At 33.5% G+C, this 15,193-nt stretch carries 10 protein-coding genes; 8 read left to right on the forward strand and 2 right to left on the reverse strand.

The annotated features are described in order from the left end of the window. Window positions 1-19: 19 nt before the first annotated feature. Window positions 20-1,534, reverse strand: coding sequence for a glutamate--tRNA ligase (gene gltX / locus FLB_RS10850; RefSeq protein ID WP_064715978.1), 1,515 nt, complete (start codon window positions 1,532-1,534; stop codon window positions 20-22). A gap of 120 nt (window positions 1,535-1,654) precedes the next feature. On the opposite strand from gltX, the gene FLB_RS10855 reads away from it, so the two are divergent. The 6 genes from FLB_RS10855 to FLB_RS10880 all read left to right on the forward strand — a co-directional run bounded on the left by FLB_RS10855 (window position 1,655) and on the right by FLB_RS10880 (window position 11,628). Then, entirely contained in the window at window positions 1,655-4,975 is a 3,321-nt protein-coding gene (locus FLB_RS10855) for a DUF4175 family protein (RefSeq protein WP_231891074.1), read from the forward strand. After that, window positions 4,968-5,387: an rRNA maturation RNase YbeY gene (gene ybeY, locus FLB_RS10860; RefSeq protein ID WP_064715979.1), complete on the forward strand. Its 420-nt coding sequence runs from the start codon at window positions 4,968-4,970 to the stop codon at window positions 5,385-5,387. The genes FLB_RS10855 and ybeY overlap by 8 nt, the downstream gene beginning before the upstream one ends. A gap of 164 nt (window positions 5,388-5,551) precedes the next feature. Continuing rightward, window positions 5,552-7,423 (forward strand): tRNA uridine-5-carboxymethylaminomethyl(34) synthesis enzyme MnmG, encoded by a 1,872-nt coding sequence (gene mnmG / locus FLB_RS10865; protein WP_064715980.1) that lies wholly within the window; start codon window positions 5,552-5,554, stop codon window positions 7,421-7,423. A gap of 112 nt (window positions 7,424-7,535) precedes the next feature. Then, window positions 7,536-8,384, forward strand: a complete 849-nt coding sequence (locus tag FLB_RS10870; RefSeq protein ID WP_064715981.1) for a class I SAM-dependent methyltransferase — start codon at window positions 7,536-7,538, stop codon at window positions 8,382-8,384. Window positions 8,385-8,626: 242 nt separating this feature from the next. Beyond that, window positions 8,627-9,187, forward strand: a complete 561-nt coding sequence (locus FLB_RS10875; RefSeq protein ID WP_064715982.1) for an OmpH family outer membrane protein — start codon at window positions 8,627-8,629, stop codon at window positions 9,185-9,187. 170 nt (window positions 9,188-9,357) lie between these two features. Then, window positions 9,358-11,628: a helix-turn-helix domain-containing protein gene (locus FLB_RS10880; protein ID WP_064715983.1), complete on the forward strand. Its 2,271-nt coding sequence runs from the start codon at window positions 9,358-9,360 to the stop codon at window positions 11,626-11,628. 52 nt (window positions 11,629-11,680) lie between these two features. On the opposite strand, the gene FLB_RS10885 is transcribed toward FLB_RS10880, so the two are convergent. Beyond that, window positions 11,681-12,670 carry an SPOR domain-containing protein gene (locus tag FLB_RS10885; protein ID WP_064715984.1) on the reverse strand — a complete coding sequence of 330 codons (990 nt, stop codon included), beginning with the start codon at window positions 12,668-12,670 and terminating at the stop codon, window positions 11,681-11,683. A 253-nt stretch (window positions 12,671-12,923) separates the two neighbouring features. On the opposite strand from FLB_RS10885, the gene dprA reads away from it, so the two are divergent. Then, window positions 12,924-14,024, forward strand: a complete 1,101-nt coding sequence (gene dprA / locus FLB_RS10890; protein ID WP_064715985.1) for a DNA-processing protein DprA — start codon at window positions 12,924-12,926, stop codon at window positions 14,022-14,024. Between the two features lie 270 nt (window positions 14,025-14,294). Then, the gene (locus FLB_RS10895) at window positions 14,295-15,152 is read left to right on the forward strand and encodes an MBL fold metallo-hydrolase (RefSeq protein ID WP_064715986.1); all 858 of its coding nucleotides are present in this window, start codon (window positions 14,295-14,297) and stop codon (window positions 15,150-15,152) included. Window positions 15,153-15,193 lie beyond the last annotated feature (41 nt).

Raw genomic sequence — 15,193 nt, forward strand, 5'->3', positions numbered from 1 at the left:
TTTAGGGAGCTTTTTAATTTTACAAAGTTGTTATCGCTTTTTTTAACCTTGCTATAGTTTCATCTTTTCCAATGATTTCTACAATATCAAATAGGTGAGGGCCTTTGAGGGCTCCAACTAAACTTAATCTAAATGGTTGCATAATTTTCCCCATTCCAATTTCATTGTTAGTCATCCATTCTTTTACTATGTTTTCAATATTTATTGAGTTAAAATCAGAAATTCCTTCAAGAATGGTAATTAATTGTAACATTAAAGCGGGTGTTTCTTCTTTCCAGTTCTTGCTTGCTTTTTCATCATACGAATTAGGTGCTTCAAAAAAGTAGTTACTTAATTCCCAAAATTCATTTACGAAATGAGCTCTTTCTTTGATTAAAGATACAATTCTGGTTAATTTATTGATTTCTATTTCTTCAATTTTTCCAGTATTTTCTGCGACAATTAGTTGAAATTGTTTTGCCAAATCTTCGTCTGATTTTTTCATCAAATATTGATGATTAAACCATTTGTTTTTCTCAGGATCAAATTTTGCTCCTGATTTATGTACTCTTTTTAAATCGAATACTTGTGCTAACTCTTCTAGTGTAAATAATTCTTTCTCTGTTCCGTCATTCCATCCTAATAAAGCTAAGAAATTAACTACTGTTTCAGGATAAAACCCTTTTTCTCTGTATCCAGAAGAGCTACCTTCAGCCGTTTTCCACTCTAAAGGGAATACTGGAAATCCCATTTTATCACCATCCCTTTTGGATAATTTACCATTTCCAATTGGTTTTAGAATTAATGGTAAATGTGCAAATTCTGGTGCTTCCCATCCAAAGGCTCTGTATAACAATACATGTAATGGCATGGATGGTAACCATTCTTCACCACGAATGACATGTGATGTTTCCATTAAATGGTCGTCTACTATGTTGGCTAAGTGATATGTTGGCATTCCATCGCTTTTGAAAAGAACTTTATCATCAAGTAAGTTTGTATCAAATTTTACATCGCCTCTGATAACATCATGTAAGTGTAATGTTTCATTTATTGGCGTTTTGAAGCGAATAACGTATTCTTCTCCATTAGTTAACTTTGTATTTGTTTCTTCTTCAGTTAAGGCTAATGAATTATTTAATTGATCTCTATTGCTATGATTATAGATAAATGTTTTTCCTTCGTTTTCTAATTCTTTTCTTAGTGTATCTAGTGAATCCGCTGTATCAAAAGCATAATAAGCGTTTCCTGTTGCGATTAATTGATCAGCATATTGTCTGTACAATTCTTTTCTTTCGCTTTGTCTATAAGGACCAAATTTTTCATTTTTACCAATGGTCTCATCTGGTGCGATTCCTAGCCATTCTAATGCTTCTAAAATGTATTCTTCAGCTCCAGCTACAAATCTATTTTGATCTGTATCCTCTATTCTAAGGTAGAAGGTTCCTTTATTTTTCTTTGCAAATAAATAATTGAAAAGGGCAGTTCTTACCCCTCCGATATGTAAAGGTCCTGTTGGACTTGGTGCAAAACGCACACGTACTGGTTTTGACATGGTCTAAATTTTTTTGCAAATATACGACTTTAGTACATTTTAGTTCTTTTACTTCTTAGTATAGCTAACTTTCAGGTTCAATTTTTTTTATGTTTTTAATTCATATAAAATTGTACTTTTATGGGTTATATTATCAATTTATCTTCTGTGAATTCAACCAATATTATATATCAAAAATTAGAAGCTTTTATAAAGAAGTTTTATACTAATGAGCTTTTACGTGGAACCTTACTTTTTATTGGTTTTGGTTTACTCTATTTTATTTTCACGCTTTTTATTGAATTTTTTTTATGGCTTCAACCAGCTGCTAGAACTTTTTTATTTTGGACTTTTGTTGGAGTAGAGGTGTATTTATTTTCTCGTTTTATAGCGTTTCCAGTTTTCAAATTATTTAAACTACAAAAAGGAATTTCTTATCAAGAAGCTTCTACAATTATTGGGAATCATTTCCCTCAAGTAAAGGATAAGTTGCTTAATTATATTCAATTATCTCAAAATACTGTTGAGCAATCAGAGCTTTTGTTGGCATCTATTCAACAAAAATCAGATAATCTAGCACCAATTCCTTTTGGTAAAGCCATCAGTTTTAAATCAAATAAAAGATATTTGCCTATTGCTTTAATTCCTTTGTTTTTTCTTTTTGCTTTTTTTGTTTCAGGTAATAGTACTATTATTTCTCAAAGTTTAAATCGTGTAATTCATTATAAAGCTGCATTTGTTAAACCAGCACCTTTTCAATTACATATTCAAAACCCTAATTTGATTGTTGAAGAAAACAAAGATTTTGTTCTAAAAGTGAAATCCATTGGTACTGTTTTACCTGAAAATGTTATGCTGTTTATTGGTGATGAGAGTTATTTTATGGAAAATAGCGGTCCTGGGGAATTCCAGTATAAATTTGTTGCTCCTTCCTCAGATATAATTTTCCATCTCGAAGCGAATGTTGTAGTTTCTCCTGATTTTAAACTAAAAGTTATTGATGTTCCTTCTATATCTAGTTTTGAAATGTTTCTTCATTTTCCTTCTTATTTAAATAGAAAACCAGAAGTAGTTAAAGGTACTGGTAATGCCATTATACCAGAAGGTACCTTAGTGAATTGGAAAATAGTAAGCTCTGCTACTGAATCTGTTGTTTTTAATTCAAATCGTGTAACTTCTTCATTTCTATTACAATCTAATATTTTTACTTTTAATAAAATTGTTAATCAAAATACAGATTATCAAGTAATTACATCTAATAAGAATGTAAAAAACTTCGAAAAATTGAATTATCAATTAGCCATTGTTAAGGATCAGTACCCAACTATTGATGTGGAACAAGCACCTGACAGTTTAAAAGTGGACAAGAGTTTTTTTATTGGAAAAATAGGAGATGATTACGGATTTTCTAAACTTCAAATAGTCTATTATGAGAAAGGGAAACCGTTCACTGCTAAACGTGGAACATTGCCTTCTAATTCTGGTACTTTTGATCAATTTGTTTTTTCTTTACCTGGTAATCTTCCTTTGAGGGCAGGTGTTTCTTATGACTTTTATTTTGAAGTTTTCGACAATGATGCTGTTCATCATTTTAAAAGTACTCGTTCCATCGTTTTTAGTAATCGAGTAAGTACAGCTTCTGAAAAAGAAGATACTCTTATAGAAGAACAGAACTCTAATTTAAATAGTCTTGAGAAAACGCTGCAAAAGCAATCTAAACAATTTTCTGATTTGGATAAACTAAATAAATCCTCTAAAGAGAAAAAGGATTTAGAGTTTAAAGACCAGCAGATGGTTAATGATTTTATTAAAAGACAATCACAACAAGATCAATTAATGAAATCTTTTTCTGAAAAAATTAAAGAGAATTTAAATCAGGATAAGTCTCAGAATAACGATAAAACAAAAGAAACTTTAGAAAAACGTTTAGATAAAGTTACTAGTGCTATAGATAAAAATAAACAATTATTAGACGAGTTAAAAGAACTTAATGACAAATTGAATAATGAAGATTTGCAAGATAAGTTGCAACAGTTTAAGCAAAACAGTAAAAATCAAGTAAAGACTTTAGAACAATTAGTTGAATTAACTAAAAGATATTACGTTGATAAAAAAGCAAATCAAATTGCAGATAAGTTGGATAAGTTGTCTAACGAGCAAAATAAACTTTCTAAGGATCCTTCTACAGAAAGTAAAGCTCAAGATAAAATTAATGATGAATTCAATTCTCTTGAAGAGCAGTTGAATGATGTGTTGAAAGAAAATAAGAGTTTAAAATCTCCAATAGATATACCTAATACTAAAGATTTACAACAAAATATTAAGCAAGATTTAAATAGTGCTAAAGAAAATCTAGGTAAAAGGAATGCATCTAAAGCGCAATCTTCTCAAAAGAATGCTTCACAAAACATGAAAAAAATGAGTGAAAAATTAAAAGAAGCTATGGCAAGTGGAGAACAGGAACAATTGCAAGAAGACATCAAAATGTTACGTCAAATATTAGATAATTTATTGGCTTTTTCTAACTCTCAAGAAGACGTTATGAAGCAATTTAAATCTACTAAAGTAGGTTCTGCTACATATAACAAATATTTAAAAACACAACAAACTTTAAAAACACAGTTCAAACATGTTGATGATTCTTTATTCGCAATGTCACTTCGTAATCCAAAAATTGCTGATGAAGTTACTAAAGAAATAGGAACTGTACAGTATAATTTAGATAATGCTATTGATAAACTGGGCAACGGAATTGTTTCTAAAGGACTTTCTCACCAACAATTTAGTGTGGCTTCAGCGAATAAACTTGCAGATTTTTTGAGTGAACAATTAAACAATATGCAAATGGATTTATCTGGCATGAGTAGCGGTAACCCTAAACCAGGCCAAGGCAAAGGAATGCAACTACCAGACATTATTTCTAAGCAAAAAGGGTTAGGAGAAAAAATGCAGCAACAAATGAAAGGTGAGGGTAAGTCTAATGGTGGTACAAAACCTGGCAACAAATCTGATTCAAAAGGTACTCAAGGAAATGAAGATTCAGGGGGTGAAGGTGACGCAAAGTCAATCCTTGAAATTTACAAGGAACAAAAGCAATTACGAGATGCTTTACAAAACGAATTAAATAAAAACGGTTTAAACGGTGTTGGGCAAAATGCTTTAGAACAAATGAATCAGATAGAAAAACAACTTTTAAACAAAGGTTTTAAGAATGAAGTATTACAACGTATTCTTAATTTGAATCATGAATTGCTTAAGTTAGACACTGCTTTGCAACAACAAGGTCAGGATTCTAAACGTCAATCAGAAACAAATTTTAAAGCTTTTAATAACACTTCTAAGTCTCTACCCAATAACTTGATACAATATATAAATAGTGTTGAAATATTAAACAGACAATCACTACCTTTGCGCTCCAATTTTAACCAGAAGGTTCAAGAATATTTTAATAAAAATGATTGATTTTAATTATGAAAGTGACTTTACGTTAGACAATGAATTATTGTATTCAGATTGGTTGTCTAGAGTAATTGTTTCCGAAAACAAAAATGAAGGAGAAATTAATTATATTTTTTGTGATGATGATTATTTGCACAACATCAATGTTGAGTATTTAAATCATGATACTTTAACTGATATTATTAGTTTTGATTATAGTTTAGGAAATGAATTGAATGGCGATATCTTCATATCTATTGAACGTGTTCATGATAATGCTTTAGATTTTAATGTTTCTTTTAGTGAAGAATTAAAACGTGTGATGGTTCATGGTATTCTTCATTATTGTGGATATAAAGACAAAACTGATAAAGACGAATTGATAATGCGCCAAAAGGAGGATGAGAAAATCAAACTGTTTCACGTGGAACAGTAGTTAGATTGTTTATTTTATATGTTTCACGTGAAACATATTTTCTTTATAATGTTTTTGTGATAAGGTTTCACGTGGAACATTTTTTTGTGTTCTGTGATAAATAAGATTTTTATATAGTTTCACGTGGAACAATTTACTTTAATTTTTACTTTTAAATTTTTACGATGTTTCTAAACGAGTATGATGTTATTGTTGTTGGTGCTGGTCATGCTGGGTCTGAGGCTGCTGCTGCTGCTGCAAATTTAGGTTCAAAGACGCTTTTGGTTACAATGAGTCTTCAGAACATTGCTCAAATGTCTTGTAATCCTGCAATGGGTGGAATTGCAAAAGGGCAAATTGTTCGTGAGATTGATGCTTTGGGGGGTTATTCTGGAATCGTTTCTGATAAAACAGCTATTCAATTCAAAATGCTGAATAAATCTAAAGGACCTGCTATGTGGTCTCCACGTGTTCAAAGTGACCGAATGCGTTTTGCAGAGGAATGGCGTTTGATGTTAGAACGCACACTAAATCTTGATTTTTATCAAGAAATGGTTAGTGGATTAATAATTGAATCAGGAAAGGTACAAGGAATCAAAACTTCACTCGGTGTAGAAATTCGATCAAAGGCTGTGGTTTTAACTAATGGTACTTTTTTGAATGGTTTAATTCATATTGGAGAAAAACAATTTGGTGGTGGTAGAGCAGGAGAGAGTGCTGCCTATGGTATTACCGAAGATTTGGTTAAAGTGGGTTTTCAATCCGGTAGAATGAAAACGGGTACGCCTCCAAGAGTGGATGGGCGTTCTTTGGATTATTCAAAAATGAATGAAGAGAAAGGGGATGCAAAGCCAGATAAGTTTTCTTATTCAGATGAAACGTCTCCACTTGTTCAACAACGCTCTTGTTATATGACCTATACTTCAAATGAAGTGCATTCCATTTTAAGGGAAGGTTTTGATCGTTCTCCTATGTTCAATGGACGAATTAAAAGTTTAGGGCCGCGTTATTGTCCTTCTATAGAAGATAAAATTAATCGTTTTGCGGATAAAGAAAGACATCAGCTTTTTATCGAACCTGAAGGTTGGCAAACCTGTGAGGTGTATGTAAATGGATTTTCTACCTCATTGCCAGAAGATATTCAATTTAAAGCGTTACGTTCAGTTGTCGGTTTTGAAAATGTAAAATTCTTTAGACCTGGTTACGCTATCGAATATGATTATTTTCCGCCCACACAACTTAAGCATACGTTAGAAACAAAATTAATTGACGGCTTGTATTTTGCTGGGCAGATAAATGGAACGACGGGTTATGAAGAAGCTGCATCGCAAGGTTTAATGGCTGGAATAAATGCTCATTTAAAAATTCAAGAAAAAGCGCCTTTAATATTAAAACGTGATGAAGCTTACATAGGTGTGCTTATCGATGATTTAATCACAAAAGGAACAGAAGAGCCTTATCGTATGTTTACTTCTCGCGCTGAGTATAGAACTTTATTGCGTCAAGATAATGCTGATTTTAGACTAACGCCTTTATCGTATGAAATTGGTCTAGCTTCTGAAAAGCGTTTACGTAGAATGGAACATAAATTAAATGAATCCGAAAAGATGGTTGCTTTTTTCAAAGAAACTAGTGTAACGGTAGCAGAAGCGAATCCTATTTTAGAATCTAAAGAAACAGCATTGATTTCTCAAGGGGATAAAATGTTTAAAATTTTCTCTCGTCCACAAATTGATTTAGAAGATATTTTGAAGTTTGATAAAGTTAAAGATTATATCGATCAAAATAATTTAGACCAAGAGATTTTAGAACAAGCCGAAATTCAAGTAAAGTATTCTGGTTATATTGAAAAAGAAAGAAATAATGCTGATAAGCTTACTCGTTTAGAAGAAGTAAAAATTCCTGAAAATTTCGATTATTCTAAAATTAAATCAATGTCTATAGAAGCAAGGCAAAAATTAGAAATAATTCGACCAATTACTATTTCACAAGCTTCACGTATTAGTGGTGTGTCACCAAGTGATATTTCTGTACTTTTGATTTATATGGGACGTTAAACTTATTTTATCACAAATAGATGTTTATTTTGTTCCACGTGAAACTAACGATTATATTATACAACTATTGCTCATAAAAGAGCAATAGTTTTTTTATTAAATTAACCTACTCATGACTATTTTATCAAAAAAACATTTTCTTACTGTAAAAGATTATTCTGTTTCTCAAGAAATTTTTGAATTGTATCACGATGAAGCTTTGGATATGCTGATAACACATCCACAACCTAGTTTAGACAATTTAGGAAAGTACTATGAAAGTGTGGACTATATTTCGCATACCGACTCAAAGCGTAGTTTATTTGAAAAAGCCTATCATTTTGTAAAAGGAATTGCTTTAAAAAACAAATTGCAATTAATTAATACCGAACAATCCTCAAAAGGACAACTTTTGGATATTGGTGCCGGAACAGGTGATTTTTTGTTAGTAGCTCAAAATGATGGATGGAAAACTATAGGTATTGAACCAAGTCAGAAGGCCAAAACCATTGCAGAAGGAAAAGGCATTTCTTTTGTAAAAGATACGACCGATTTGGCTTCTCAAAGTTTTGATTGCATCACGATGTGGCATGTGTTGGAGCATGTGCCAGATTTGGATTTTCAGATAAAAGAATTAAAGCGTTTATTAAAACCGACAGGAACGCTAATTGTGGCGGTTCCCAATTTTAAATCGTTTGATGCCAAACATTATCAAAATTTTTGGGCAGCTTATGATGTACCGATTCATTTTTGGCATTTTTCAAAACAATCGATTCAAATGCTTTTTCAAAAAGAGAATATGTCGCTAAAGAAAATACTTCCGATGAAGTTTGATTCTTTTTATGTGAGTTTATTATCCGAAAAATACAAAACAGGAAAAATGAATTTTATCAAAGCCTTTTTTATCGGTTTGCGTTCAAATTGGGAAGGAAGTCAAAATAAGGAGTATTCTTCACACATATATGTGCTTAAAAACACCTAAAAATAATTTTAAGCTCTTTTTAGCCTTGTTTTTGATCAGAAGCAGTCTGAACCATGGATTTTTAAAATTAATTCGGTATCCGTAAGCTATTAAATCCAATTTTAATCAAGTATTTTTATAGAATAATATGCTTTAATAATAAAAATTGATATAACTAAATTTGTGGCAATTTTCAAACTTTCTGTAGTTGCTAACTATTTTTTTATATTTTTGTCCTACATCATAAAAATAAATTAACTCCAATGAAAAAATCATTACTTATCCTAGCCCTTGCTCTAGCCATTGTGTCTTGTGATAAAAAAGCAGAAGTAAAAGAAGTAAAAACAGCATACGTGGATACTTCTGAATTAATGAAAGAATATACAGAAGCAAAAGATCTTGAAGCTAAATATAAAGCCCAAGCACAAGAGAAAGGACGTCAGTTAGAAGCTGAAATTAGTCGTTTTAAACAAGAAGCTGCCAATTTTCAAGCACAAGCACAAGCTAATGGTCAAGAATGGGCTCAGAAGAAAGGTGCTGAATTGCAAAAAAGAGAGCAACAATTAGGATATGCACAACAAGCATTGTCTCAACAATTGCAAATGGAAAGCGGAAAAGAAATGGATTCTTTAGTAAGTGGTGTAAAGAAATTTATTAAAGCTTACGGAAAAGAAAAAGGATATGCTTACATCTACGGTACAGGTGATGCAGCTTCTATTTTGTACGCAGAAGATAAATTTGATATTACTAAAGATATTATCAAAGCTTTGAATGACAAATACAAAGCAGGTGGTGCTAAAGAAGAAAAAGAAGTTAAGAAATAAGCTTTTTTATTGTTATAAAAGCCTTCATCTATTCAGATTGAAGGCTTTTTTTTTGGATAGATTTGATATTTTTTTTATGTTTAAATCTCAAAATTTTAATTTTTTTTATTGATTTACAATAGTTTACTTCTACTATTTTTTAATATTTTAGTTCTTTATTTATACGCCTTATGCAAACTCTTTCTCAAGCCGCTGTTTACACACTTCAATTTATTAATCAAACCAATCGTTCTGTTTTTCTCACGGGAAAAGCAGGTACAGGAAAAACCACTTTATTACGGGAAATTATTCAAACTACGCATAAAAATACTGTGGTCGTCGCGCCTACAGGTATTGCAGCTTTGAATGCCAATGGTGTTACTATTCATTCGATGTTTCAATTACCTTTTGGAGCATTTATTCCTGATTATTCTGAACCTCAGTTTTTAGAAAATTCTAAGTTTGAAACCAAATCTACCTTAAAGCGCCATTTTAAAATGGGCGGACTCAAGAAAGCAGTTATTCGTAATATGGAGTTGCTTATCATTGATGAAGTTAGTATGTTACGCGCTGATTTGTTAGACGCAATGGATTTCATGATGCAAACCGTTCGCAAAAATCCAAAGCCTTTTGGCGGTGCTCAAGTTTTATTTATAGGAGATTTACTACAATTACCTCCTGTGGTCAAAGATGAGGAATGGCGAATTTTGCGTAACTATTATCGCGGAAAATTCTTTTTTCACTCGCATGTTTTGGTTCAAGATCCTCCATTGTACATAGAGTTATCTCATATATATCGCCAAACCGATGTTCGTTTTATCTCTGTTTTAAATCACTTGAGAAACAACGAAATAACAAAAGAAGATATCGAAATTTTAAATCAATATGTTCAGCCTAATTTTGATTTAAAAGCCAATAAAGGCTATATCTGTTTAACGACACATAATGTCAAAGCAGATGCTATTAATACTGAATCTATAAAAGAATTAACGGAGAAATTATATCGTTTTTATCCTGAAATTACGGGAGATTTTCCAGAGAAGATTTATCCATTGGAGTCTCAATTAGAACTGAAAGTAGGAGCCCAAATTATGTTTGTCAAAAATGATTTGTCATTTGATAAACAATATTTTAACGGAAAAATGGGAACAATTGCTTCATTAACCGATAAAGAAATTCGGGTGCATTTTGCTGAAGAAAATAAAACTATTGAAGTTGAAAAGTATGAATGGCAAAACATTCGTTACAAAGTTGACCCATTGACCAAGGAAATTGAAGAAGAAGTTTTGGGAACGTATGTGCAGTATCCCATCAAATTGGCTTGGGCCATTACGGTTCACAAAAGTCAAGGATTAACGTTTGACAAAGCTGCGCTTGATGTATCGCAAGTTTTTCTTCCCGGACAAGCATATGTTGCTTTGTCGCGTTTACGTTCATTAAATGGCCTTATTTTGCTTTCTCCGCTACGAATGAATGGTATTTCGAACGATCAAGAAGTAATGGACTATGCTCAAAATAAAGCTAGCGAAACGTATTTACAATCTGCATTGCATTTCGAAACAAAGAATTTTATCTTAGATTATTTGTGTACTACATTCGATTGGAAGGATTTAGCACAAGAATGGCGCAATCATTTTTTTAGTTATGGCGAAGTGTCCGAAGCTTCTATAAAATCTAAACATGCGCAATGGGCCAAATCGCAAGCTCAAACTATGGAACAACTTTTAGATCCTGCCTCTAAATTTGTTCTTCATTTGAAAAAATTATTTGCTGCTGAAACCGTTGATTTGAATTACGTTTTTGAACGCATCAATGCAGCATATGCCTATTTTTGGAAACCAATGGACGCCTTGGTAGAAGAATTGCTTTGGAAGTTAGAAGAAACGCAACACAGCAAAAAGGCCAAAGGTTTTTTCGAAGAATTGTCTCAATTAGAAGAGCTTCAAACCAAAGCGGTTATAAAGCTCATGAAAGCCCAGCTTTTGGTCGCTACGGTGGTTGCAGGAGAACCTATTTCAAAAGAAAAACTAACTTCACCAGCTATAAAGAGTTACATAAGTAATAAAATAGAAAAAGTAAAGCTTGCTTTTAACGAACAAAATAGTTCTTTACTCGAAGAAGAAACAGAAATTGTTCGCTATTCTAGTTCCAAAAAAGGGTCAAAAGAGAAAAAGAAAACTACCGTTGAGCAAACTTACGAACTTTGGTTGCAGAAGAAATCGATTACGGAAATTGCTTTAATGCGTATGATTACCAAAGAAACGGTGATGCTTCATTTGACCAAATTAATTGCGGAGCAAAAAATCCAAATCAATACCGTTTTATCTGAGGAAAAAATTGCCGCGTTAACTGAGGCTTTCTTTGGTTATCAAGAAGAATCTTTAGCGCCATTAAAAGAGAAACATGGCGATTCTTTTACTTGGGAAGAATTAAGAATGTTTAAAGCTAGTTGGAATTCCTAAAAAAGCTAAATAACAAAAAAAAACCTATTCGTAAAAGAATAGGTTTCATTTGTTATAGGGTTTGAATCAAAATCCAAGCATCAGGATTTTCATATTCAATGATTTCTTTTTGAGCCTTTTGAGCTTCGGAAAAGGTGGCATAGCTTCCATAAACTACTGGATAAAGACCGTTTTTGTTTTCTGGAATTCTTTTGGCCTCGTAACCTAGTTTTTTTAAGGCTCTAAGCTCTTTATTGGCATTTTCTTCACTTCTGTATGCTCCTGCCATAATGTGATATTTAAGGGAGCTTACTTCTTTTTTTGGACTGGTGTTCACTGCAAGCGTAACCGATGGAATAGGGCTTTCTATGAAAAAAGTAGCTTCTTGAATTCTGTTTTGTACTTTTTTCTGAACAGAAGTTTCTACCAAAAGGGTTTCGTTTTCAATTTGTCTTTGATAAATACTATACCCAACACTAGATGTAATACCCAAACCTAAAACAAAAATCGCTGCATAACGCAAAAACGGGTAACGTTGGCCTTTAGTTTCTTCCTCTTCTTCTTCAGGGGTCAAAGTAAGCGTGTGTCTAATCACGGGTTCTTCCACCAAAGTTTTGGCCTCCACCGCTTTTTCAAACAATTCTCTTTTGACCATAGGTGAAACAAACGGACTCAACCCAAATGAAGTTGTTAAGTAGTTGTTCGTGTCTTCTGAGGTGAACACTAAGTTAGCATCAGCATTTAATCGAAAAGTACCAATGTTTTTGAAAGAAAGAACACCATGTGTTTCTAATCTTTTTTTCCAATTAAAAACCTCAAATTGAATAGCACTTACGGCATAATCGTAAGAAGTCTTTTCCGCTTGAGCGATATGATGTGCTAATAAACCATCATTATTTTTTAAATTCGCATTAAACGAAATCATTTTTTTGGGCGGAAAAAATGAAGTAGTACTTTCTTGCAATTGTGCGGACTGAGTTTCGGTTAAAAAAGCACCAAATCCTGGTACAGCTACACATTGGTAACGGTACAAAAGCTGAGAGATGTATTGTTCGATTTTCATGTTAACAAAGTTAGCCATACAAAATAGTTATCAAAATTTTATTCACAATTTTTATTAACAAATTCGATTAAATTTTATACTTTTCAATTTCAATTACTTAAAATAGAAGAATGCTATAGGCAACGATTTGAAGTCCTCTAAAAAGCATTTTCTAGCTTTATTTTTTAAGGCAAAATCTTGCTTAAAGAATGATTTTCATAATTGAAAGCAACAGTTATTTTATTTTTTACACGCCAAAATCAAAACTATACGCATGACCGAACCCGAATTATTTTCACTTTTAGCCCTTCAAAGTGTAGAAGGTGTAGGCGATATCGTCGCCAAAAAATTAATTACTTATTTTGGCGATGCCGAGTCTGTTCTCCAAGCAAAATCCCATCAATTGGCAGCTATTGACGGAATAGGGGCTGTATTACTCAAGAATCTTAAGGATCCGAGCATTTATCAAAAAGCCCAATCCGAAATGGATTTTATTCAAAAAAACGACATTGCTGCTTCCTTTTTTCAAGACGAAACTTATCCCGAACGATTAAAACATTGTTTTGACAGTCCGTTGTTATTATTCTCAGCTGGATCGATCGATTTGAACAACCGTAAAATCATTAGTATCGTGGGTACGCGACAAATCACTTCCAATGGCACAGAGTTTTGTAAAAAATTTATCGAAGATTTGGCGCCATTAAATCCCATTATTGTTAGTGGTTTCGCTTATGGAGTCGATATTGTGGTACATCAATTGGCTATGGAACACGGTTTGCAAACCATTGGCGTTTTGGCACACGGTTTGAATCAAATCTATCCCAAAACCCACAAAAAATACATGGCCAAAATGGAGCAAAACGGCGGTTTTTTGACCGAATTTTGGAGCAGTTCCAACCCAGATAAAGAAAACTTTGTGCGTCGCAACCGCATTGTTGCAGGAATGAGCGAGGCGACCATTGTCATCGAGTCGGCCGAAAAAGGAGGTTCTTTAATCACCGCTAATATGGCCAACGATTATAACAGAGACGTTTTTGCCGTTCCAGGCCGCGTTTCGGACAAATACAGTCAGGGTTGCAACATGTTGATCAAAACCCAAAAAGCACAACTGCTCACCAGCGCAGCCGATTTGGTGTATCATCTCAATTGGGATCTACAAACCCCAACCAAATCTATCCAAAAACAATTGTTCGTTTCTTTAGATCCCGAAGAGCAAAAGATTTACGATTACCTTTTGCAATCCGGCAAAGAAATACTCGATAGTATTGCAATAGATTGTCAATTGCCTACGTTCAAACTTTCGAGTTTACTCTTGAATATGGAACTCAAAGGCGTCATTCGTCCCTTGCCCGGGAAATTGTTTGAGGCGATTTAGAAGTGAATTTTGTTTTATTTGGGCGTGCCCCTACGTAAAAACTTCGGGTCGGGCTGTACGTTCCCGCTTTTTTAGTAAAGGCAAGAAAAATGCCTTTACTAAAAAGAGCTCCACTACCATCCCTCACGCATAATGTCATTACGTTAAGGAAGTACTCTTTTTGTTTTCACGCAGATTTACGCAGAAAAATGAGTTAAAATCTGCTGAATCTGCTTGCTAATTTTTCATTTTTCATCACAATAAATCATACTTTTGAAATAAAAAGCAAAAATGAAGTTATACGCTATAGAAACCGGCAATTTTAAGCTCGACGGAGGCGCTATGTTTGGCGTGGTACCCAAAACCATTTGGAACAAAACCAATCCCGCCGACGCCAATAATTTGATAGACATTGCCGCACGTTGTTTGTTAATCGAAGAAGGCAATCGCTTGATTTTGATCGACACCGGAATGGGCAACAAGCAATCCGAAAAGTTTTTTGGATACTATTCGCTTTGGGGCAGTCATTCTTTGGACGCTTCCTTGGCTAAATATGGTTTTCATCGCGATGCTATTACCGATGTGTTTATGACCCATTTGCATTTCGACCATTGCGGCGGAAGCATTCAATGGAATAATGACAGAACAGGCTATGAACCTGCTTTTAAAAATGCCAAATTCTGGACCAACGAAAACCACTGGCAATGGGCCACACAACCCAATGCGCGTGAAAAAGCCTCTTTTCTGTCCGAAAATCTTTTGCCCATGCAAGAAAGCGGTCAATTGAATTTTATCCAGCGTCCCGAAGGCGATTTTGGTGCATCGACCGAAATGGGTTTTGACATTTTCTATGCCGACGGCCACACCGAAAAACAAATGTTACCCCACATTTCATACAACGGTAAAACCATCGTTTTTTGTGCCGATTTATTAGCAACAGCTGGTCATATTCCGTTGCCTTATGTCATGGGCTATGACACGCGCCCATTGTTGACTATGCCTGAAAAAAGCAAACTATTAACCGCCGCTGCCGACCACAACCACTTTTTGTTCCTAGAACACGATGCCCACAACGAAATCATTACGGTACAACACACCGAAAAAGGCGTTCGTTTAAAAGAAGTCTTCAGATGTGAAGAGGTGTTGTAAATTCATCTCAAGTTCATAAAAAAAAGGCTATTTCAAATTTG

The organism is Flavobacterium succinicans, assembly GCF_001662485.1.
Lineage (GTDB): Bacteria > Bacteroidota > Bacteroidia > Flavobacteriales > Flavobacteriaceae > Flavobacterium > Flavobacterium succinicans_A.